The sequence below is a fragment of the Prevotella sp. C0209C1 genome (genome assembly GCF_056583855.1).
In genome coordinates this window covers 79,400-101,661 of sequence record NZ_JBWPJP010000006.1, presented here as the reverse complement: position 1 = coordinate 101,661, position 22,262 = coordinate 79,400, and the positions used below count along the sequence as shown (strand labels likewise).

Here is a 22,262-nt window from a genome sequence, read left to right as displayed (position 1 = left end):
TCCTTTCTTTTTATATAGACTTATGAAATTATGTGCCTGAGAGGAGAGGGCTTGCAACTGGGTTTTAGGACTGACCCGTATATAGCTCTCAGTTAAGACGATTATAGCTTTTAACCATAATAAGGTGAGGGCTGAGACCATTCTTTAGGTTTCAGCCCTTTTATATGTGGCTTTCTTTCTTATTATATATGCCTATGTGTGAGCTAAGAGTAGAAGAGAGAAGTTTGGGTGAATAAGAAAAAAGTAATTAATAGATAGGACTATTAATTACTTTTATGGTTGGGATACCCGGATTCGAACCAGGAATGACAGGACCAGAATCTGTAGTGTTACCATTACACCATATCCCAAGGTTTGGATAAGCATCTGTGCTAAGATTGCAGTTGCAAAGTTATATCTTTTTTCGTAAAACGCAAAATTTTAAGAAAAAAATATAGGAAAAAAAGTGTTTTGCCCTTTATAAACGTGATAAGACCTTTTATAAAAGTAAAATAAAATAAATTTATTTTGCACTTCATGCTAATTACTGTAACTTTGTAACTTATTATATTATATATACATATATAGATGGAAGAAACAAAACGATTAGTAAGCTTAATAATAAAAGGTATTCAAGACAAGAAAGGTTGTGGCATAGTTGTTGCAGACCTATCAGATATAGACGGCGCAATATGTCGTAATTTTGTAATCTGTCAGGGTAGTTCTCCCACTCAGGTGGAAGCTATAGCAGGCTCGGTGGGCGACTATGTTAGAGAAACTACCGGCGAGAAGCCTGTAAGCTGTGTAGGTCTGGGGAATAATCAGTGGGTGGCTATAGACTTTGTAGATGTCTTAGTGCATATCTTTCTACCAGAAACTCGTGCTTTTTACGACTTGGAACATCTTTGGGCTGACGCTAAGATAACTTGTGTGCAAGATGTCGATTAAGCTAAAGGTAAGCCGTTAGGATAAGTGTTTATAACCTATTTTGAAACCAATAAAAAGAAATGATAAATAAAAAACCCAACAACAAGCCAAATAAGCCCAAGATGCCACGGTTTAACATGACGTGGATCTATGTGCTTGTAATTCTCGTTTTAGCATTAGTAGCATTTTCAGGAGGTGGAAACGGACTGTTTTCTTCCAGTATAAGTGCTGAAAAAGACTATACAGCCTTTAAGCAATATGTGCAAAAGGGGTATGCTACGCGTGTTGTAGTAAACAAGACCAAAAACGAGCTAAAGATGTATGTGGCACCTAATCACATACGCGATATCTTTCAGCAAGGTCCTAAGCAAACAGGTAATGCGCCATACGTTACGGTGCAATTCGGGTCGGTAGACAATTTAGAGACATTCCTTACTCAAGCCATAGCACAGCATAAGATAAGCAGTTTTAGCTATGACAACGAGTCGAGTAATGGCTTTTTTGATATTTTTGGTAGCTTAATACCGTGGATATTAATCTTTGGTGTTTGGTGGTTCTTAATGCGTAAGATGGGCGGCGGTGCTGGCGGCGGCGGCGTTTTCAGTGTAGGCAAGTCGAAGGCTAAGCTATATGAGCGAGGTAACGAGATGGGCATCACCTTTAAAGATGTAGCCGGGCAGGAAGGAGCCAAGCAGGAAGTGGAAGAGATAGTGGAGTTTTTGAAAAATCCGGGTAAATATACAGACTTAGGAGGTAAGATTCCTGCGGGAGCGTTGCTTATAGGTCCGCCGGGAACAGGTAAGACGTTGCTGGCAAAGGCAGTAGCTGGCGAGGCTGGTGTGCCTTTCTTTTCTATGAGCGGGTCGGACTTTGTGGAGATGTTTGTAGGTGTGGGTGCGAGCCGTGTTCGTGATGTTTTCCACCAAGCAAAGGAAAAAGCTCCTTGTATAATCTTTATAGACGAGATAGACGCCGTGGGTAGAGCCCGTTCAAAGAACCCCTCTATGGGAGGTAATGACGAGCGTGAGAACACTCTTAACGCCTTGCTTACAGAGATGGACGGCTTTGGTACTAACTCGGGGGTTATCGTCATGGCAGCTACTAACCGTGTGGATATGCTCGATAAGGCGTTGTTGCGTGCTGGGCGTTTCGACCGCCAGATACATGTAGACTTGCCCGACCTTCCTGAGCGTAAAGCCATTTTTAAGGTGCACATGAGCAAGATAAAGTACGATTCTACTGTAGATGTAGACCTTTTATCTCGTCAAACGCCGGGCTTCTCGGGTGCAGATATAGCAAATGTATGTAACGAGGCTGCGCTTATAGCAGCACGTCATAGCGATAAGCATGTAGGTAAGCAGCATTTCCTTGAAGCCATAGACCGTATCGTGGGAGGCTTAGAGAAGAAGACAAAGGTAATAACGGCTGACGAGAAGCGCACCATAGCTCTTCATGAGGCTGGTCATGCTACTATAAGCTGGTTTTGTGAGCATGCCAATCCGCTTATTAAGGTGAGCATAGTGCCTCGTGGGCAAGCCTTAGGTGCAGCATGGTATTTGCCTGAAGAACGTCCTATAACAACAAAGGAACAGATGTTAGACGAGATGTGTGCTTTGCTTGGTGGTAGGGCAGCAGAGGAGCTTTTTACGGGTCATATCTCTACGGGTGCTATGAACGACTTAGAGCGTGCTACAAAAAGTGCTTTCGGAATGATAGCTTATGCAGGTATGAGCGAGCGTTTACCTAATATATGTTATTATAATAACGATGAGTACGGCTTCCAAAAACCTTATTCTGAAACAACGGCAAAGGTAATAGACGAGGAAGTGCTTAAAATGGTAAACGAGCAGTATAAACGTGCTAAAGATATACTTACAGAGCATAAAGAGGGTCATAACAAGCTGGCACAGGTGCTCATCGACCGTGAGGTGATAATGGTAGAAGACGTAGAAGAGATATTTGGCAAACGTCCTTGGGTGAGCCGTTCGCAAGAGATTATGGAGGCAGAACAGGCATCTCAGCCTAAGTTAGAGGATATGCCAGAAGCCGTAAAGCAGGCGCAGGCAGAGCATGAGGCAGCTTTACGGGCTAAGCAGAACGGTGAAGGCTCTAAGCAAGAGCAAGCACCTTTAGAAGGAGCATCGTCTAAGGAAAGCTCTAAGGAAGGTAGTGGTATAGATAATGATAAGAAAGGAGAATAGGAGCTATGACAGATAAGCAGCGCAATTTTATTACTCGAGCCGTCTTTGGCATATTATTCGTAGTGGTAATACTTTGTAGCTTTACCCGTGCCGACTTTATGATAGGGCTCTTTGCCCTTATAACAGGGCTTACTATGTGGGAATATGCAGGGCTGGTAAACGGGATAAAAGGCGTAAGGATAAATCGTTTTATATCTACTGTGGCAGGTGTTTATTTCTTTTTAGCCGTTGCTGTTTTAGAGCTGGGTATGGTGAGTAGCTTTGTAGTTTTTGTGCCTTATATACTTTGTGTTATATATCTTTTTGTGGCAGAGCTATATCTTAAAAATGAGAGTCCTATCCTCTCGTGGGCTTATACCATGCTGGGACAGATGTATATAGCCTTTCCGCTGTCTTTGATAAACATACTTGCCTTTGGAAACGGTGATGTTAGTGTGGGAGGATCGGCAAATATGCTTTTACCTTTAAGCGTCTTTATATTGCTTTGGGCAAACGACACAGGGGCATATTGCACAGGGTCGTTATTAGGAAGGCATAAGCTTTTCCCACGCATTTCTCCCGCAAAGAGCTGGGAAGGGAGCATAGGAGGAGGTGTGCTAAGCATTATCGTGGCAGCTCTCATAGGTCATTATGGAGCTAATGGCGCAGGAACTAAGGGTATGGACATCATGGTATGGATAGGTTTAGGTGTGGTAGTAGTAGTGTTTGGTACATGGGGCGACTTGGTGGAAAGCCTCTTTAAGCGAACAATAGGTGTAAAAGATAGTGGTAAGATTTTGCCCGGGCATGGCGGTATGTTAGATCGTTTCGACTCCTCTTTGCTTGCCATTCCTGCAGTGGTGGTATACCTTTATACGTTAAGCCAATTTTAAGAATAAGCTAAAAGTCATATAATCGTTCTTAGGGGTTATATGACTTTTATTTTTTCTCCGACTAATGATAGCAAGCGTTTCTTATATAGAAGAAAGTTTTAAAAAGTATAATCATCAGATTTTTGACGATTGTCTGCCCATACCCGTCATAAAGCTCTCTCGAGCAAAGACAAGGTTAGGGCAGATGGCATATAAAAGGAAGGTAAGGCTTGGACATATAGAGTATTACGACTTTCGTATAAGCATTTCTACGGCTTATGACCTTTTACAAGATGCTTTAGACGATGTTATAATACATGAGATGATACATTATTATATAGCTTATAAAGGTATAAGAGATTCTTCTGCTCATGGTAAGATATTTCGGAGCTTGATGAGTGTAGTAAACACACGGCACGGTAGGCATGTGTCTGTTTCTGTTAAGCAAAGAAACTTAAAAGAGATGGTTGAGCCATGATGTTTCTTTTTGTTTATAACGGTAACCCCTCTTGTAAGGTGTAAACTTTTAAGAGACGTGTGTGTAATTATCACCCGTATGTTATGAAAAGTTAAAAAATGGGGGGGGTAAATTCTTTTTTTAAAAAAGTGTATCTTTGCAGCGATATAAATATATATAAGTTTAACTAAATAATATTTTCATTATGTCAAAAAAGGTTTTATTCGCTGCGCTTATGTTAGGTTTTACATTAGCGGGTATGGCACGAAGCTCACAAGAGGAGGTTTGCCTTAAAGATGGTAGCGTTCTAAATGGTACAAGTATGGACATGGTATCAAACGAGCCTGTTAAGATGCAAGCACAAGAGGGTAATATGCTTGTTTATAAGGATATAAGCAAGATTACAAAAGAGGTAAATGGCTTATCTCAAGACGAAGATGATGATGAGCCTGCTGGTGTTGCAAAAAGAGGTTATAAAGGGTTTGCAGGTTTAGGTGTGCAATATTGGAAGGGCGACGAGTCGTCAGCATCAGTATTTACAAGTCATGGTTACCAGTTTAATTCTCATATTTTCTTAGGTGGAGGTGTTGCTTACCTAACAAGATTAGCTTATGATGAGCGTGCTTTAGATTATCTTCTTCCTGTATATGCACATTTTCGTTATAACTTCTTAAGTAAAAGGGTTTCTCCTTTTGTAGAAGTAAAAGCAGGTTACAGCTTGGCAGGAGTATTAACAGATGCATACAGTGAAGCATCTTTAGGTCTTCGTATAGGTGTAGGAAGAAAAGGGCAAGCTGTTAACGTAGCATTAGGAGGAATAGTTTTAGGAAATAAAGGTGAGAAAATAGCAGGAAATTTTAAAGTGTTCTTTGAGTTTTAAAGAGTTATAACATAAAGAGGGTGTATATATTTACTTTTGTCTTTGCATGGCGAGAGGAGCTATATAGGGGGTAATGGTAATATATACACTTCTTTTTTTGTGATGTAAGTTAAGGTGATGCTTGCTGTAATGAATGTCGTTTTTACATCGAAAAAAGCCAAAATGTTTTCTGTTTTTTCTGTTTTTTTATATACATTTGCAAATAAATTAAATATATATAAAAATACTTTTTTCTTTACTTGCTGCTTATGACATTTAAGTGGTGCTTTGTAAAAGATTAGAAAATATGACAAAAAATATGAAATATGCTTTAATAACAGGGGCTTCACGTGGCATTGGTCGTGCTATAGCATTGCGCTTATCTTCTAAATATAAAATAATAATCAATTACTGTTCGAGGGCTGACAAGGCAAACGAAGTAAAGGCTTTAATAGAGGAAAAGGGAGGCAGTGCAGAGCTTTTACCTTTTGATGTTTCCGATAGTAAACAGACAGATTTGGCTCTTAGCTCTTGGGAGGATAATCATCAGGGTGAGTATATTTCGTTGTTGGTAAACAATGCCGGCATTCGTAAGGACAATGTTATGTTTATGATGTCCGATGAGGAGTGGCGAGAAGTGCTTGATATTACCCTAAATGGTTTTTTCTATGTTACGAGGCGTTTGCTAAAGCACATGATGCCGCGTAAGCATGGAGGCAGGATAATAAACGTTTCTTCTCTTTCAGGGCTAAAGGGCATGGCAGGTCAGGTAAATTATAGTGCGGCAAAAGCTGCTTTAATAGGTGCTACAAAGGCATTGGCGTTAGAGGTAGCTCCGCGTAACATTACGGTAAACGCTGTAGCTCCAGGCTTTATAGACACTGACATGACGCAAGACTTACCAAAGGAAGAGCTAAAGAAGCTGGTGCCTGTGGGTAGGTTTGGTACTTCTGAGGAGGTAGCATCACTGGTAGAATATTTATCATCTGACGATGCTGCTTATATTACGGGCGAGGTAATTAGTATTAATGGAGGTTTATATACATAAGAAGAAAAATAAGAAAGCTATTTAAGAAAGTTAGGCGTAAGAAACAGAATATAGATGGAAAGAAGAGTAGTTATTACCGGAATGGGCATTTGGTCTTGCTTAGGTACAGACCTTGAAGCTGTTAAGTTGTCGTTGCGTTCAGGCAAGTCGGGCATAGGTCTTCAGAAAGAGCGTTTAGGGTATGGTTATCGTTCGGCTCTTACAGGAATAGTGGAAGAGCCTGTTATAACAAAGAAAATGCTGGATAGGCATACTCGTGCAGGTATGTCGGAAGAGGCAAAATATGCTTATATGTCTAGTCTGCAGGCTTTTTCTCAAGCAGGTGTATCAGATGAATACTTGTTAAAGAACGAGGTGGGTTGTATTTTTGGTAACGACTCTTCTGCAAAGCCAGTAATAGAGGCTTCAAAGATAATGGACGAGAAACACGACTCGGCTATGTTAGGGTATGGTGTTATCTTTCAGTCGATGAATTCTACTGTGAACATGAATCTTAGTACTATATTCCATTTGCGTGGGGTAAACTTTACCGTTAGCTCTGCTTGTGCCAGTGGTAGCCATTCTATAGGTTTGGGCTTTATGATGATAAAGCAAGGCTTGCAGGACATGGTGCTTTGTGGTGGTGCTCAGGAAACTAACTATTATTCTATGGCTTCTTTTGATGCTCTTGGAGCTTTTTCTATAAGAATGGACGAGCCAACGAAGTCGAGCAGACCTTTCGATCGTGATCGTGATGGGTTAATACCAAGTGGTGGTGCAGCCTCTTTGGTATTAGAGGATTATGATCATGCTAAGGCAAGGGGTGCTAATATCCTTGCGGAGGTAGTGGGTTATGGCTTTTCAAGTAATGGTGGAGGTATTAGTCAGCCTTCCGATGATGGTAGTGTGATAGCTATGAGCAGAGCTTTAGCTATGGCAGGTTTAAGCGTAGATGATATAGATTATATCAACGCTCATGCTACGAGTACTCATCAGGGCGATATGTATGAGGCTATAGCTTTAAATAGAATGTTTGAAGGTAAGCACGCTTTAATATCTTCTACAAAGAGTATGACGGGTCATGAATGCTGGATGGCAGGTGCTTCAGAGATAGTTTATAGCACATTAATGATGCAAGATAACTTTGTAGCACCAAATATCAATTTTGAAAATCCTGACGAGTACTCTTCTAAGCTGAATATAGCAGCAAAGACTATAGACACAGAGGTTAATACGGTGCTTAGCAATAGCTTTGGTTTTGGTGGTACCAACTCGGCATTAATAATAAAAAAAATAAAATAACTATTTAATAATAAAACATTTTTTTTTTAACAATGAAAAACTTTTTTATGACCATGTGCCTTCTATTATGTAGCATAGTAGCAATGGCAAGTAATCCTTTAAAGGCAATAGAAGGAAAGAAAAATCTATCTACAATAATGAGGTCGAAAGGAAAGGCTTTAATAGTCTTCGACTGGAGTGAAGCAAAATATGATAAAGATAAAGACTTAAAGGAGAAACTCGGTACGGATTATGACTTTGTCTTGTCTGATTGTGAGAAGAGCTTTATAAAAGGTTTTAATGAAAAATCTAAAAAAATAAAATTAGCAAAAGATGCTTCAGAGGCTACATATAAGTTTATCCTTAAAGTAACATGTATAGATCGTTACTTTTCAGTAATGAGTTTTGTTCCTAAACATGAGGCTAAGATGTGGGGAAGCCTTGAGATAGTAGATGTTAAGACAAAGGAATCGTTAGTAAAGATAACTATTGACGAGGCTGAAGATGGGAAGGATTTTGTGCCAAGAGAATGTTTTGGAAAGACTTTTTTCAACTTAGCAGAGCGTGTAGCAAAACTAAAGTAAAGAGATATATATAAGAAGCATTCTTAACGTATATAAAAATTATGAATCTTTTCAAATCTGAAAGTGATAGATATACAAAGGAGCATTTGTCGGCTCGTGAGGCTCAGCGTCAGGCAGAGTATATAGCATGGGCACCAATTATATTTCAAGTATCCCGCCTTATGATAAGGTGGGGTATTTTGGATCATCTGCGCGATAGTGTAGGCGGTATGACACTTGCTGATATGCAGCAAAAGACAGGTTTGTCGGAGTATGTTCTCAAGATATTATTAGAGGCATCGCTTAGCATAGGCACTGTATTGATAGATAAAACCACCGATTGTTATACTATTTCTAAGACTGGTTGGTTCTTGCTTACTGACCCTGCCACTCGGGTTAATATTGACTTTAATCATGATGTAAACTATCGTGGAATGTTTTACCTTGATGAGGCTCTTAAAGAGGGTAAGCCTGCAGGTCTTAAAACACTTGGAGATTGGCACACTATATATGAGGGGCTATCTAAGCTAGATGAGCAAGTGCAGCGGAGCTGGTTTGGGTTCGATCATTTTTATAGTGATAATTCTTTCGATACAGCTTTAGAGATAGTCTTTGGCAAGAATACTGTTAAGCATGTAATGGACGTAGGTGGTAACACAGGGCGGTTTGCTCTTCGCTGTGTAGATCATGATAAGGACGTTAATGTTACCATAGTGGATCTTCCTGGGCAGATAGGCATGATGCAGAATAATATAAAAGGTAAGAATGGTGCAGAAAGGATAAGTGGTTATCCTACTAATATCCTTGAAGAGTGCAACGAGCTGCCACAAGGTAGCTGGGACGCAATATGGATGAGCCAGTTTCTCGATTGCTTTTCAGAGGAAGATATATGTAGCATTCTAAAGCGTGCAGCTAAGGTGATGACGTCTGCTACCACATTATATATTATGGAGACTTTCTGGGATAGACAGAAGTATGAACCTGCCTCGCTGTGTCTTACCATGACCAGCGTTTATTTTACGGTTATGGCAAACGGTAATAGCAAGATGTATCACTCCGATGATTTTATTAAGCAGATAGAGAAGGCAGGTATGAAAGTGGTAGCTACACATGATAATATTGGGCAAGGACACACTATATTAGAAGTAAAGAAAATATAAAAAAAAAGAAGTAAATGGAAAGAAAAGAAATTGAAGAAAAGGTAAGAAACTTCCTCGTTGAGGATTTGGAGATAGAAGAAGACAAGATAGCTCCAGAGGCTCGTCTTAAGGACGATCTTGGCATAGATAGTCTTGACTTTGTGGATATTGTTGTTATCGTGGAGAAGAATTTTGGTTTTAAAATAAAGCCAGAAGAGATGCAGGGCGTAACAACCTTGAAGCAGTTTTGCGATTATATACAGAGCAAGGTAGGGTAAAAGGGTGAAAGCTAATACTACCTTTGGCACAGCTTGGATGCATAACCATTTGGTAAGCATTTTAAGGTATGTAGACGTTAGGTTGCTATATGCTTTTACTGCTGTTTTTGTTATTCCCATTTGTCTTATCATTAATAGGAGCAGAGTAACTGCTTATCGTTATTTTCGTGAGCGACGGGGATATAGTAAGCTTCATGCAGCGTGGTCTACGTATATTAATCACTGTTTGTTTGGTCAGACTGTGATAGATAGGTTTGCTATGTTTGCAGGAAAGCGCTTTAAGGTAACAGTGAAAGGTTATAAAGACTTTTCTTGCCTGGCAGATAAGGACGAAGGCTTCATGATGCTTAGTGCTCATGTGGGTTGTTACGAGATAGCGGGTTATACCTTAGTGGCAGATAAGAAGCGTATGAATGCTTTAGTTTATGGTAGCGAGAAAGCTACGGTGATGAATGGTAGGAAAGAAATATTTACCCATACTAATATCCGTATGATACCTGTGGAGCATGATATGAGCCATTTGTTTAAGATAAACGAAGCTCTTTCTAATAATGAGATTGTCAGTATGCCTGCCGATCGTATTATAGGTTCGCATAAGGTATTGGAAGCAATGTTTATAGGTAAAAAGGCAAAGCTGCCCATGGGACCTTTCTCGGTAGCAACAATGCGTGGAATGGAAGTTATAGCAGTTAACGTGTTTAAGACATCGGCTATGGGATATACAGTTTATGTTTCATCTTTGAAATATGACAAAACAGTATCTCGTAATACGCAGATGCAGCAATTGGCTGATAGCTATGCCAAAGAGCTGGAAAAGAGGCTTGAGCAATATCCTCATCAGTGGTATAATTTTTACGACTTTTGGGCATGATAAATACTTTTAGTGTTTATATATATTATGATCTATTTTGATGTAAATAATCCATTAGAGCAAGATCTTCGCAAGATAGACGTTCACGAACTCCTGCCTCAGCAAGAGCCTTTTGTGATGATAGGTAGCCTTATACATTTTGATAAGAGCGTTACTATAACAGAGACAGAGGTTAAGGCTGGGAATATTTTTGTGGATAATGGTTGTTTTTCGGCATCAGGTCTGATGGAGAACATAGCTCAGAGCTGTGCTGCTCGTATAGGTTATGTTAATAAATATATTTTAAAGAAAAGTGTTCAGTTAGGCTTTATCGGAGCAGTGCGCAACTTTGATATTATCTCTTTGCCTAAGATAGGCGATGTAATTACTACAAAGATAGAGATAAAGGAAGAGGTTTTTGGTATGACTTTAGCAAGTGCTATTATAAAGAGTAATGGTAAGATACTCGCAACGACGGATATAAAGATAGCCGTAAAAGGAATGGAGACAGAGAAATGACAGAGCTAAAAGAGTCTAAAAGGTTTGAGATACGTTTTAGTGAAGTAGATTCTATGAATATTGTATGGCATGGTTCTTACCCTCTTTACTTTGAAGATGCTCGTGAGGCTTTTGGCAAAAAATATGGATTGGAATATATGAATTTCTTCGATGAAGGCTATTTTGCACCCTTAGTAGAGCTAAGCATTCATTATAAGAAGCCTATAAAGTATGGTTTAACTCCTCGTATAGATATAATATATCGTCCTACAGAGTCGGCAAAAATAGTTTTCGATTACGAGATACACGATGCCGTAGATAATACTTTGATAGCTACAGGCCATTCTGTGCAGGTTTTTGTAGATATGAATTATCAGCTTATTTGGGATAATCCTCCTTTTTATAAAGCATGGAAAGAGAAGTATTTTGGTAAAAAATAAAGTGTATAGAAAGGAAGATTATGGCTTATATATTATCAGATAATATCATATCTCCATTAGGAGAAACATCTGAAGAAAACTATTTAGCAGTGAAATCAGGTAAGTCTGGTATTCGCACTTATGCTAAAGGTTATCATGATATTGCTGAATCTTTTACAGGATCTTTTCTTTTTGCAGATTTTAAAAAGATAGTTTTTCGCTCAGTAAAGAAAGCCATTAGCAAGCTCAATATAAATATAGAAAAGCAGAAAGTGGCATTTATCTTAAGTTCTACCAAAGGAGATATTGAGAGCTTAGGTGTAGAAGATGATGATAAATGGTATTTGAGCGAGGTTGCTAAAGACGTTGCGCTAACTTTTGGTATGAAGCCCTTTGTGGTTTGTAATGCTTGTGTATCAGGTTTGTCGGCATTGATATTAGCTTCTCGCTTGTTAGATCAAGGCAGTTATGACTATGCTGTGGTATGTGGCTGTGATACGCCTAAAGGCTTTATTATCTCCGGATTCCAATCGTTGAAGGCCTTATCCTTAAAGCCTTGTAAACCTTTTGACATGGACAGATCTGGGCTTAACCTTGGCGAAGCTGCTGCAACGTTGGTTCTTTCAAGGGTTCTACCTCAACATCTTTCATCTAATAAGGTTTGGACTATAAGTAAAGGCTTTGTAAGGAATGATGCCTATCACATTAGTGCTCCTTCAAAGACAGCTGAAGGCTTGTATAAGGCTTTAAGAGAAACGTTATATGATGTAGATAAAGCTAACTTAGCCTTTATAAATGCTCATGGGACAGCAACGTTGTTTAATGATCAGATGGAGTCGTTAGCTATTCAAAGAGCTAACTTGTCAGAAGTTCCTATAAACGCATTGAAAGGATATTTTGGTCATACCTTAGGAGCTGCAGGAGTGTTAGAAACTATTTTATGTATGCAGTCGGTAGATGATAATAACATAATAGGTACGTATGGTTATGAGGAGCTTGGTGTTTCAGGTAGAGTGAATGTAGTTAAGGCTAATAGTGCTACGAGCAAGAAGGCTTTTGTAAAGATGCTTTCAGGCTTTGGTGGCTGTAATGCCACAGTCTTAGTAGAGAAGAAAGAGCCTGTTACGAGCTGTTTAGAGTATATGCAGGAGGTAAGTTTTATAAAGCGTCATAAAGTAAGTTTGTCTGCTCAGGGTGCTTTTGTTGATGGTAAAGCTGTTGTAGTAGATAATGATAATGGTGATGCGAGTCTACTTACTGCTATTTATAAGCAAAAAATAGGTAGCTATATTAGGTATTATAAGATGGACGGTCTGTGCCGTTTAGGTTTTGTTGCATCTGAATTGTTGTTGCAGGCTGAAGGGAAAGAAAGGTTTAAGGACTGTGATGATAGGGCTGTAGTACTTTTTAATCGTTCTTCTTCTATTTCTTCGGATAGGAAATATTTAGAATCAATACAAAGTAAAGAGAACTATTATCCCAGTCCTTTGGTGTTTGTTTACACATTACCTAATATAGTAACCGGAGAAATTGCTATTAGAAATCATTATCATGGTGAAACTTCCTTTTATATCTTGCCTCAAAAGAGCGAGGAGCAGATGTATGAGGTGTTAGATACTTTAGCGCAGGATAAGCATATAAAGAGTGTGTTAACAGGCTGGATAGATTATGAGGACGATACCCATTTTGAGGTGGATCTTGAGCTTATAGAAATAAGAAATAAATAAAAAAAAAATAAAAACAACAATGGAAGAATTGATAAAAGAATTGAAGCAGGAAATTATAGAAGCATTAAATCTTGAGGAGATGACCCCTGATGATATTGATGAGAATGATGCTCTCTTTGGTGATGGCTTAGGGTTAGACTCTATTGATGCATTGGAACTTATAGTGTTATTGGAGAAAAAATACGGAATAAAGCTTTCTGATCCTGCAAAGGGTAAAGAGATCTTTAAGAGTGTGTCAACAATAGCTGATTATGTAGATAAGAATAGAAAAAAATAGATATAGGTATTCTCTAAAAATCATATAAAGATGAATATCGCAATTACAGGAGAGGGAATAGTCTCTGCTATTGGTAAAAACAAGCAGGAGGTATTGTCATCTTTGCTTGATGGCAGAACGGGTATAGGTAAGATGAAACATTTACAATCTGTTCATCACGAATTGCCTGTAGCAGAGGTCGATTTATCTAATGAAGAGATGAAATCTATTCTTGGCATACCTTCCGATAAGATGATGAGCCGTACTGCTTTGTTGGGTATGCTAGCTATAGATGAGGCTTTGAAAGATGCTCACATAGATGTATCAAAGTATAGGGATAAGCCTTTGCGTATAGTTCTTGTGTCGGGAACAACGGTAGGTGGTATGGATATTACCGAGCTTTGCTTTGACCATATAGAGCAAGAGGATAGAGCGTCGCTTATACGTCATCACGATTGTGGTCATAATACGTTGTCTATGTCTAACTATTTTGGTATCTTTAGCGATGTAACTACTTTGTCTACAGCTTGCTCTTCAGCAGCTAATGCTATTATGTTTGGTGCAAGGCTTATAGAAGCAGGGCAGGCAGATATGGTGGTAGCAGGTGGTACAGAGGCTTTGACTCGTTTTCATCTTAATGGTTTTAATTCGTTAATGATACTCGATGATGAGCAGTGTCGTCCTTTTGATGAAACAAGAGCTGGAATAAATCTTGGCGAGGGTGCAGCCTTTTTAGTGTTAGAATCGGAGCAGACAGCTAAGCAAAGGGGTGTTTGTCCACATGCTTACTTGACGGGTTATGGTAATGCTTGTGATGCTTTCCATCAAACGGCGTCTTCAGAAAATGGTCAGGGGGCTTATCTTGCTATGAAGGAGGCTTTGCATAGCGCCCATCTTTCGGCTAATGATATACAGTATATTAATGCTCATGGGACGGGTACTCCTAATAATGATCAGAGCGAAAGTGTGTCTTTAAGACGTGTCTTCGGAGATAATCTTCCTTTGGTATCGAGTACAAAATCTTTTACGGGGCATACTACAAGTGCCTCGGGAGGTATAGAAGCTGTTATATGTTTGCTTGCTATAGAAAACCATTTTGTTCCAGCTAATTTGGGTTGGAGTAATCAGATGAAAGACGGTATAACCCCTACTTTGGGAGTAAGAGATATTGAGTTGCGTCATGTACTTTGTAATTCGTTTGGTTTTGGTGGTAACGATACATCTTTAGTAATATCTTCTTGTCCTACGTTGAAAGAAGAAACTGTTTTTTCTAAAGATAAAATAAAGGTTCTTTCTAAGGTAGAGATAACAAGTATAGAGCAGTTGTCTGGTATTAGTAAGTATGTTAAGCCTTTGGAATCTCGTCGTATGGGTAAGATAATGAAGAGCTCTCTTCTTTCATCGCTCGAGGCTTTGGAGCAAGCAGGTATAAAGACGCCAGAAGCTATCATTACAGCTACTGCTTATGGCTGTTTGGAAAACAGTGAGCGTTTGTTATATCAGATAAGGTCAGAGGGTGAGGTAATGTTAAAGCCCACTTATTTTATGCAGAGCACACATAATACTATTGGTAGTAATATAGCTATAAAGACCCATTGCAATGGTTATAATGTTACTTATACTCAGGAGTCTCATTCTTTAGATTGGGCTATTCGTGATGCTGAAATGTTGCTGCGTAGCGGTAAGGTTAAGAACGTGTTAGTGGGCTGTCATGATGAGAGTACGTTGCTTTTTGATACTTTATCAGATGATGTTCATCAAAAGGATTTGCCCGGGGTACATTCTGTAGTTATGGTGTTGTCATGTGGAGAGTAATAGTGTTATCTGTTTTGCAAAGTGTTCTGCTATCAGGTGGGCAAGTGTTCTTAAAGTTTGGCTTAGGTAAGATGCAGCCTTTTGGCTGGAGGCGTAGCTTTTGGGTTAGCTTGTTGCTTAACTGGCAGTTTGCCTGCTGTGGTGTGTTCTTTGGCATTAGTTCCATTCTTTGGATGTATATTGTTAAGCGTTATCCGCTAAGTGTTGCTTATCCTATGATAAGTTTGAGCTATGTTTTTGGTCTTCTCGCGGCAATGTTGTTTTTTAATGAGTCCGTTTCTATGGTAAAATGGTTAGGAGTGGGCTTTATAATAATAGGATGTTTTTTAATAGCAAAATAATTATGAAAAGGTTTTTTGTTCTTTTTATTGTTTTAGGTATGTTTTTCTCTATAGCTTCTGCACAGCTTAATGAGGCACAGCTAAAGCGTCAAATAAATGCATTGGCTTTGAAAATGAAGTCGATGCAATGTGATTTTGTGCAGACAAAGTATATCAAGATGCTCAATTATAATATGGTATCACGAGGTAAGATGTTTTATCAACAGGGTAATAAGCTTCGTTGGGAATATACATCTCCTTATACTTATGCTTTTGTTCTTAATGGGCAAAAGGTGCTTATAAGCAGGGGTAAGCGCAGTGATGTTATTAATATTAATCAGAGCAAGATGTTTAAGGAGATAGCTCGTGTTATGATGAATAGTGTGGTAGGTAAATGTTTGACGGACACAAAGGACTTTAAGTCGAGCATAACCGATGCTTCTACAGAATATATAGCTACCCTTTATCCACAGCAAAAGCAGATGAGGCAAATGTTTCAAAAGATAGTTTTACGCTTTAACAAGCATAGTTCTATGGTTTCTACAGTGGAGCTTGTAGAAAAGAAAGGCGATAAGACAGTTATAGTGCTAAAGAATGTCAAGACTAATGTTCCTATATATGCAAAGGTTTTTAGTATCAATTAGTATTTGCATACTAAGTTTTTTGGTATTACCTTTGCATGGTCAGTCGTTATTTCCTGACAGTATAGGCTCAAGGGTAAGGTATGATGCCACTATAGAGATGCAGAAAGGCTATGCAAGTGGCATCTGTGTCTTGGTGCATGATGTAAGTGGTGTTAAGGGTTGCTTGTTTAATGAGTTTGGCATTTCTGTTATTAGCTTCACTTATTTACCCGACCTTGATAAAGTAAAGATAGATAGTGTTATTAAGATGTTTGATAAGTGGTATATAAAGAGAGTATTGCGTACCGATTTGCTTTGCTTGATGAAGAATTTGCAGCATGGTGTTTCTTGTTATCGTAATGAGAAATATAAGATAGATTATAAATTTTCATTATTAAAAGATGCAGCTGAAGAATAATCTATATACTATAGTAGATAAGTCTATAACCGAGCCTCCATGCAGCTTTACAATAGCTTTAAACAAGGCTCACATCATCTATCAGGCTCATTTCCCGGGCGAGCCTATTACTCCCGGTGTATGTATTGTACAGATAGGTAAGGAGCTTTTAGAAGAATACTTAGAGGATTATTTCTCTATAAAGTTAGCATTAGAGATAGTAAAGGTAAAGAACGTAAAGTTTATTTCTATTATTTCTCCTATAGATGCGTCAAGGGTAGAATATAAAATAAAGAAGTTAGATGTCTTAGAAGACTTTCTTAGGGTTAAGGCACAAATAGAGGTAAGTGCTTCGGGTGAGTTAAAGTGTAAGATGTCTTTAGAGTTGATAAAGCAATGTTGAAAGAAGAAGTAAAAAGGCAGCTTACCCTAAGAGGCATTTGTGTTGTTATACCTACTTATAATAATGAAAGAAGTGTTCTAAAGGTGGTGTTGGAAACATTGTCTTATTGTGATAATGTTATTGTTGTTAATGATGGAAGCACAGATAGCACAACGTCTCTTTTGAAGGAGATAGATAATATCACGTTGTTATCATATTCTAAAAACAGGGGTAAGGGCTATGCTCTAAAGGTAGGGTTTATGAAGGCTTTAGAAATGGGCTTTGCCTATGCTATCACTCTTGATGCTGATGGGCAACATTATCCTAAAGATATAGAGCTTTTCTTAGAGGCTAACAAGAAGACACCCGGTGCTTTGATAATAGGAAATCGCAATTTAGAGGGGGTAGATCGCTCTAAGGGTAGCAGCTTTGCTAATAAGTTTTCTAATTTTTGGTTTTGTGTTCAGACAGGTAAGTTTTTAAGTGATACGCAGACGGGTTATCGCTTGTATCCATTACGCAAGCTATATGGGCTATCATTGCTCACCTCTCGTTATGAAGCAGAGTTAGAGCTTTTGGTTTTTGCAGCATGGCATGGCGTAGAGCTGGTGTCAATACCTGTTAATGTATATTATCCTCCTCGTCAAGAGCGTGTTAGCCATTTTAGAGCTGGGACTGACTTTGCGAGGATTTCAGTTTTAAACACTATACTTTGTTTTTTAGCCGTAGTGTATGGTTTGCCTTTACGTTTATGGCGTCTTTTAATGGTTTTTATAAGAACAGCATACTCCTTGTTGTTTTTTGTTTTTTTCTCTCTTATTATCTTTACTCCGTTCACATGGTTATATATTAAGTTAGGTAAGATGACCGAAAAGAAGAGTTTTCGTTTACATCAGCTTATCTATTATGCTTCACGCTTTGTTATTATGCGTCATGGTGTTCCCGGAGCAAAGTTTTATAGTAAGTTTTTAGCAAATGTAAGTTTCGATAAGCCACGTATCATAATATGTAATCATCAGTCGCATCTCGACTTAATGTGTCAGCTTATATTTACACCAAAGATAATCTTTCTCACCAATGAGTGGGTATGGAACAATCCTTTCTATGGCTTTATGATACGTAAGGCAGAATATTTACCCGTTAAGGAGGGTATCGACTCTTTAGTATGTAAGCTCAAGCCGCTTGTAGCCCGGGGTTATAGCATAGCAATATATCCTGAAGGTACTCGTTCTATGGATTGTAAGATAGGCAGGTTTCACCAAGGAGCTTTTTACATAGCGCAAGAGTTAGGATTAGATATCTTACCTATGTATCTTTATGGTACAGGTAAGGTGCTTCCTAAAAAGACTTATCACTTACGCAAGGGCTTGTTATATATAGAGGTAGATAAGCCTTTGTCGCAGGCAGAATTGCAGCAGATGGGCAATTGTCAGCAGCAAGCCTCTGCCATGCGTAAGCATTATAAGGAAAGGTATGAGGAGATATCTAACAGGTGTGAGCAAATGATATAAATAATTATGTTAAGGGCAGATAAGAAGAAGGTCGTTATTATAGGAAGTGGATTAGGAGGGTTGTCCACAGGAGTTATCTTAGCTAAAAACGGTTATGATGTTACTGTGTTAGAACAAGGCACGCAGGTAGGAGGGTGTTTGCAATGCTTTTATCGTGGTGGTGATAAGTTTGAAACAGGTATGCACTTCATAGGTAGTGCCTCTGAAGGGCAAACGTTAAGAAAGCTGCTTACTTTTCTGGAGATAGATAAGGATATTACCCTTTCACCATTAGATACTAAAGGTTATGATGTGGTGTCTTTAGGGGGTAAGCGGTATAGGTTTGCAAATGGTAAGGAGGCTTTTATTAAGCAAATGACTAAATATTTTCCACATCAGCACGACAACTTAGTGAGGTATTATGATCTGGTAGAAAAGATAGCCTCTGCATCGTCTTTACACTCTTTGAAATATGCCGAAACGGACGCTTCTGTTAATACGGAGTATCAGCTGCGCTCTATAAATGAGGTTATCGACAATATTATCACAGACCCTTTACTATCTAAAGTTCTTGTAGGCAACTTGCCGCTTTATGCTGCTGAAAAAGACAAAACGCCCTTTTCTACTCATGCTTTTATTATGGACTTTTATAATCAGAGTGCTTACAGAGTGAAAGGAGGAAGCGATACCATTGCAGCGGCGTTAGTTAGAGTCATAGAGAGCTACGCTGGTAAGGTTATAACCCGTAAGAAAGCCACTAAGATTATATGCGACGACACACACGCCACCTTTGTTGAGGTGAATGGTAAAGACCTTTTGCCTTGCGATTATGTTATCTCTGACGCTCACCCCATGCGCACTTTAGAGCTACTTAACACCAAGCTCATACGTCCTGCCTTTCGTAAGCGCATTAACGAGATACCACAAACGGTTGGGGGCTTTTCTGTTTACTTAAGTTTTAAGGAAAACACCGTGCCTTATATTAATTATAATTATTATGGTTATCAGACAGATACTCCTTGGGATTGTGAGAAATATACCTCTGAAACGTGGCCTAAAGGCTTTCTTTATATGCACTTTTGTCCAAACAACCTAACAGGCTTTGCCTCTACGGGAGTAATCTTGTCGTATATGCAGATGAAAGATGTAGAGCAGTGGGCAGGCTCTTCAGTGGGGCATAGGGGGAAAGACTATGAGGAGTTTAAGAAGGAAAAAGCCGAAAAACTTATATCTGTTTTAGAACAGCATTTCCCTAATATAAGTGATAATATCAGCAGATATTATACGTCCACTCCTCTTACCTATCGTTATTATACAGGCACAGAGGGAGGATCTATGTATGGCAACGCTAAGGATATTAATATGGCAGCAGCTTGCAGGGTGCCACAAAGAACAAGGATACCGAATGTTTTTCTTACAGGGCAGAACATTAACTCTCATGGTATGTTAGGGGTTTTGGTAGGAGCTATAGTAACGTGCAGCGAGCTTCTTACAGCAAAAACAATATATAAACAGATACAGGAGGCTAACAAATGAAAACAGTAGTTATTATAGGTGGAGGATTAGGCGGACTTGTTTCTGGTGCTATACTTGCAAAGGAAGGCTTTAAGGTAGTAGTGCTTGAGAAAAATTCTACTATAGGTGGTGGGTTACAAACTTTCAGTAGGTTTGGCGAAAGGTTCGACACAGGTATGCACGTTATAGGAGGAATGCAGAAAGGTGGTAATATTTACCGTCTTTGTAAGTATTTAGGTATTATAGACAAGGTGCTTTTAAGGCGTGTTGATGCCGAATGTGCGGATAGTCTTTATTTTGCAGAAGACAAAAAGCGTTATAATATCAAAGAGGGTAAAGAGGGTTTTATAAACTCTTTAGCATATTATTTTCCTAAAGAAAGGGAAAATATAGCAGCATACGTTAAAGCGATATATGATATTAGTGATAATGTAGACTTGTTTCATCTTCGTCCTTCTAAAGACAGCTTGTTTAAAAGATATCCCGACGACTTTCTCCTTTCGGCAGATGCCTTTGTGGCAAAGTATATCAATAACCCTAAGCTGCGTAGCATAGTAGCTTATATGAATCCGCTTTATGGTGGTAGGGGCGATGAAACTCCTTCGTTTATACATGCTATTATCAGTACGCTATATATAAACGGTGCAAGCAGGTTTGTGGGAGGAAGCAGTAAGTTTGCCGATTTGTTAGTTTCCATTATAGAAAGCTCTGGCGGAGAGGTGATAGTAGGCGATAAAGTGGAATGGATAGAGGTAAACGATCATCATATAGATTTTGTAAAAACCTCTAAGGGTAGAGAGTATCATGGGCAGTATTATATATCAGATGTTCATCCATGCACTCTTCTTGAGCTTATGCCCCAGAAAGCATTCCCTAAGGCTTACAGAGACAGGCTTAGGTCTATACCAAATTCTTATTCTGCTTTTTCGGTATATATTAAGTTTAAGCCTAATACCTTTCCTTATATTAATCATTCGGAATATTATATGACGCGATACGCTGACATGTGGCATTTTGGTGAGCCTCATAGCTTTTGGCCATTAGGGTTTTTGTTTATGACTCCACCCGAAGAGCAGCAGTCTAAGTATGCTAAAAAGGCTTTAGTTACGGCACCTATGCTTTTTCAGGAGGTAGCTAAGTGGGAAAACACTGTTGTGGGTCATCGTGGTAAAGACTATGAGCAGTGGAAGGAGCAAAAGACACAGCAGATATTAAGAAAGGTGGAAGAGTTGCACCCTGGCTTTATGTCTTGCATAGAAAAGGTAAACGCCTCTTCGCCTCTTACCATTCGCGACTTTTATGGTGTTAAAGATGGGGCTTTGAGCGGTTATAGTAAGGACTATAAAAATATAACTCTCTCACAAGTGCCAGTGTTTACTAAGGTGGACAACCTTTTGCTTACAGGGCAAAATAATAATCTTCATGGCTTTTGTGGTGTCTCTCTAACGGCTATTAATACCGCAGAAGCTATCTTGGGAAAAGACTATATATTAAATAAGATTAATAATGAAGAGGCTAATGAATAGGCGATTATATGTGCTAAGCATAATGTTGTTGGTCTTATTGCCCTTTACAAAAGCTAAAAAAGAGGAGCTAAGGGTAAACGTATGGCAAGGCACCAATGTAAGAAAAGCAGTAGAGATGACGCCTTATCTTGCTGCTGGGCATGATAACATATCTGTTGTGGTGTGTCCGGGAGGTAGCTACTTCTGGCACGATCTCAAGGCAGAGGGTGAAGCAGTGGGTAAGTGGTTACAGCGAAACGGCATTTCTGCCTTTGTCCTAAGGTATCGTACAGCAGGCTTTTGGGCATATCTTACCCGTTTTCGTTATCTTTTTCGTGGCTATAGACACCCTGATGCTTTCAACGATTTACACCAGGCTCTTACCTATATACGCAAAAAGGCTAACGCATATAACATTAATCCACATCGTATAGGTGTTATGGGCTTTTCAGCTGGTGGTCATCTGGTGATGTTAGCAGGCGAACTCCTTTCACCTAAAGAACGCCCAGCCTTTATAGCTTCTATATACCCAGTGGTTACTATGGAGAAAAAGTGTGTGCATAAACGTTCACGCAGGGCGTTGTTAGGCGATGATATGAAGAATAATATTTCTTTAAGACACTCTCTGTCAACGGAAAACCATGTACCAAAAGATTGCCCGCCTGTGTTTTTAGTTAATTGTAAAGACGACCCTATAGTGGACTTTCGTAACGCTGTGCTGCTCGATTCTGCCCTAAGCGTTAATAACATACCTCACAAGTACATACAATATCATACTGGGGGGCATGGCTTTGGAGCTGCCGAACATAAGGGAACTGTAGAAAGCAGAAGGTGGAAAGGTGAGTTTCTCTCATGGTTAAATGAGGTAATAAAGAAAAGTATAAAGAGGTAACAGATATTTTA

Annotated in this window: 24 protein-coding genes and 1 tRNA gene; 24 read left to right on the top strand and 1 reads right to left on the bottom strand. The window is 39.0% G+C overall.

Going from position 1 to position 22,262, the window contains the following annotated elements; translation table 11 throughout:
* Positions 1-276: 276 nt before the first annotated feature.
* Positions 277-350 (bottom strand) — tRNA-Gln (locus tag AC1DCD_RS02950).
* Positions 351-567: 217 nt separating this feature from the next.
* Between AC1DCD_RS02950 and rsfS the strand changes: the two genes are divergently transcribed.
* The 24 genes from rsfS (at position 568) to AC1DCD_RS02830 (ending at position 22,251) form a co-directional block, all read left to right on the top strand.
* Positions 568-927, top strand: coding sequence for a ribosome silencing factor (rsfS, locus tag AC1DCD_RS02945; RefSeq protein ID WP_464640047.1), 360 nt, complete (start codon positions 568-570; stop codon positions 925-927).
* Positions 928-986: 59 nt separating this feature from the next.
* On the top strand, positions 987-3,107 hold the full coding sequence (ftsH, locus tag AC1DCD_RS02940) for an ATP-dependent zinc metalloprotease FtsH (RefSeq protein ID WP_464640049.1): 2,121 nt from the start codon (positions 987-989) through the stop codon (positions 3,105-3,107).
* A gap of 5 nt (positions 3,108-3,112) precedes the next feature.
* Positions 3,113-3,979: a phosphatidate cytidylyltransferase gene (locus tag AC1DCD_RS02935; RefSeq protein WP_464640051.1), complete on the top strand. Its 867-nt coding sequence runs from the start codon at positions 3,113-3,115 to the stop codon at positions 3,977-3,979.
* Positions 3,980-4,043: 64 nt separating this feature from the next.
* Positions 4,044-4,436, top strand: a complete 393-nt coding sequence (locus tag AC1DCD_RS02930; RefSeq protein ID WP_008446515.1) for a SprT-like domain-containing protein — start codon at positions 4,044-4,046, stop codon at positions 4,434-4,436.
* Between the two features lie 184 nt (positions 4,437-4,620).
* Entirely contained in the window at positions 4,621-5,295 is a 675-nt protein-coding gene (locus AC1DCD_RS02925) for a hypothetical protein (RefSeq protein WP_464640053.1), read from the top strand.
* Positions 5,296-5,593: 298 nt separating this feature from the next.
* A complete protein-coding gene (flxB, locus tag AC1DCD_RS02920) occupies positions 5,594-6,322 on the top strand; it encodes a flexirubin biosynthesis SDR family reductase FlxB (protein WP_024992596.1) in 729 nt (242 codons plus the stop codon).
* A gap of 54 nt (positions 6,323-6,376) precedes the next feature.
* The gene (locus AC1DCD_RS02915) at positions 6,377-7,603 is read left to right on the top strand and encodes a beta-ketoacyl-[acyl-carrier-protein] synthase family protein (RefSeq protein ID WP_036854230.1); all 1,227 of its coding nucleotides are present in this window, start codon (positions 6,377-6,379) and stop codon (positions 7,601-7,603) included.
* A gap of 32 nt (positions 7,604-7,635) precedes the next feature.
* A complete protein-coding gene (locus AC1DCD_RS02910) occupies positions 7,636-8,166 on the top strand; it encodes a hypothetical protein (RefSeq protein ID WP_464640056.1) in 531 nt (176 codons plus the stop codon).
* A gap of 41 nt (positions 8,167-8,207) precedes the next feature.
* The gene (locus AC1DCD_RS02905) at positions 8,208-9,305 is read left to right on the top strand and encodes a FlxJ family methyltransferase (RefSeq protein WP_036854226.1); all 1,098 of its coding nucleotides are present in this window, start codon (positions 8,208-8,210) and stop codon (positions 9,303-9,305) included.
* 14 nt (positions 9,306-9,319) lie between these two features.
* On the top strand, positions 9,320-9,562 hold the full coding sequence (locus AC1DCD_RS02900; protein ID WP_019035745.1) for an acyl carrier protein: 243 nt from the start codon (positions 9,320-9,322) through the stop codon (positions 9,560-9,562).
* Between the two features lie 37 nt (positions 9,563-9,599).
* Positions 9,600-10,433, top strand: a complete 834-nt coding sequence (locus tag AC1DCD_RS02895) for an LpxL/LpxP family acyltransferase (RefSeq protein ID WP_464640153.1) — start codon at positions 9,600-9,602, stop codon at positions 10,431-10,433.
* A 27-nt stretch (positions 10,434-10,460) separates the two neighbouring features.
* The gene (locus AC1DCD_RS02890; protein ID WP_464640058.1) at positions 10,461-10,931 is read left to right on the top strand and encodes a hotdog family protein; all 471 of its coding nucleotides are present in this window, start codon (positions 10,461-10,463) and stop codon (positions 10,929-10,931) included.
* Positions 10,928-11,350 (top strand): acyl-CoA thioesterase, encoded by a 423-nt coding sequence (locus AC1DCD_RS02885; protein WP_008446634.1) that lies wholly within the window; start codon positions 10,928-10,930, stop codon positions 11,348-11,350. Before AC1DCD_RS02890 ends, AC1DCD_RS02885 begins: the two co-directional genes overlap by 4 nt.
* Before the next feature lie 20 nt (positions 11,351-11,370).
* Positions 11,371-13,056 carry a beta-ketoacyl synthase N-terminal-like domain-containing protein gene (locus AC1DCD_RS02880; RefSeq protein ID WP_464640061.1) on the top strand — a complete coding sequence of 562 codons (1,686 nt, stop codon included), beginning with the start codon at positions 11,371-11,373 and terminating at the stop codon, positions 13,054-13,056.
* 7 nt (positions 13,057-13,063) lie between these two features.
* Positions 13,064-13,333: a phosphopantetheine-binding protein gene (locus AC1DCD_RS02875; RefSeq protein ID WP_464640155.1), complete on the top strand. Its 270-nt coding sequence runs from the start codon at positions 13,064-13,066 to the stop codon at positions 13,331-13,333.
* 30 nt (positions 13,334-13,363) lie between these two features.
* The gene (locus AC1DCD_RS02870; RefSeq protein WP_464640063.1) at positions 13,364-15,127 is read left to right on the top strand and encodes a beta-ketoacyl-[acyl-carrier-protein] synthase family protein; all 1,764 of its coding nucleotides are present in this window, start codon (positions 13,364-13,366) and stop codon (positions 15,125-15,127) included.
* Positions 15,115-15,468 (top strand): EamA family transporter, encoded by a 354-nt coding sequence (locus AC1DCD_RS02865; RefSeq protein ID WP_008446559.1) that lies wholly within the window; start codon positions 15,115-15,117, stop codon positions 15,466-15,468. Before AC1DCD_RS02870 ends, AC1DCD_RS02865 begins: the two co-directional genes overlap by 13 nt.
* Positions 15,469-15,470: 2 nt before the next feature.
* Positions 15,471-16,091: a flexirubin biosynthesis/transport protein LolA2 gene (gene lolA2, locus AC1DCD_RS02860; RefSeq protein ID WP_008446664.1), complete on the top strand. Its 621-nt coding sequence runs from the start codon at positions 15,471-15,473 to the stop codon at positions 16,089-16,091.
* The gene (locus AC1DCD_RS02855) at positions 16,066-16,488 is read left to right on the top strand and encodes a hypothetical protein (protein ID WP_464640066.1); all 423 of its coding nucleotides are present in this window, start codon (positions 16,066-16,068) and stop codon (positions 16,486-16,488) included. Before lolA2 ends, AC1DCD_RS02855 begins: the two co-directional genes overlap by 26 nt.
* The gene (locus tag AC1DCD_RS02850; RefSeq protein ID WP_036854215.1) at positions 16,472-16,870 is read left to right on the top strand and encodes an ApeI family dehydratase; all 399 of its coding nucleotides are present in this window, start codon (positions 16,472-16,474) and stop codon (positions 16,868-16,870) included. Before AC1DCD_RS02855 ends, AC1DCD_RS02850 begins: the two co-directional genes overlap by 17 nt.
* Positions 16,864-18,360: a glycosyltransferase gene (locus tag AC1DCD_RS02845; RefSeq protein WP_060932943.1), complete on the top strand. Its 1,497-nt coding sequence runs from the start codon at positions 16,864-16,866 to the stop codon at positions 18,358-18,360. The genes AC1DCD_RS02850 and AC1DCD_RS02845 overlap by 7 nt, the downstream gene beginning before the upstream one ends.
* A 6-nt stretch (positions 18,361-18,366) precedes the next feature.
* Positions 18,367-19,875 carry a phytoene desaturase family protein gene (locus tag AC1DCD_RS02840; RefSeq protein WP_464640068.1) on the top strand — a complete coding sequence of 503 codons (1,509 nt, stop codon included), beginning with the start codon at positions 18,367-18,369 and terminating at the stop codon, positions 19,873-19,875.
* Positions 19,872-21,380, top strand: a complete 1,509-nt coding sequence (locus AC1DCD_RS02835) for a phytoene desaturase family protein (protein ID WP_464640070.1) — start codon at positions 19,872-19,874, stop codon at positions 21,378-21,380. Before AC1DCD_RS02840 ends, AC1DCD_RS02835 begins: the two co-directional genes overlap by 4 nt.
* The gene (locus AC1DCD_RS02830; protein ID WP_464640072.1) at positions 21,373-22,251 is read left to right on the top strand and encodes an alpha/beta hydrolase; all 879 of its coding nucleotides are present in this window, start codon (positions 21,373-21,375) and stop codon (positions 22,249-22,251) included. The genes AC1DCD_RS02835 and AC1DCD_RS02830 overlap by 8 nt, the downstream gene beginning before the upstream one ends.
* Positions 22,252-22,262 lie beyond the last annotated feature (11 nt).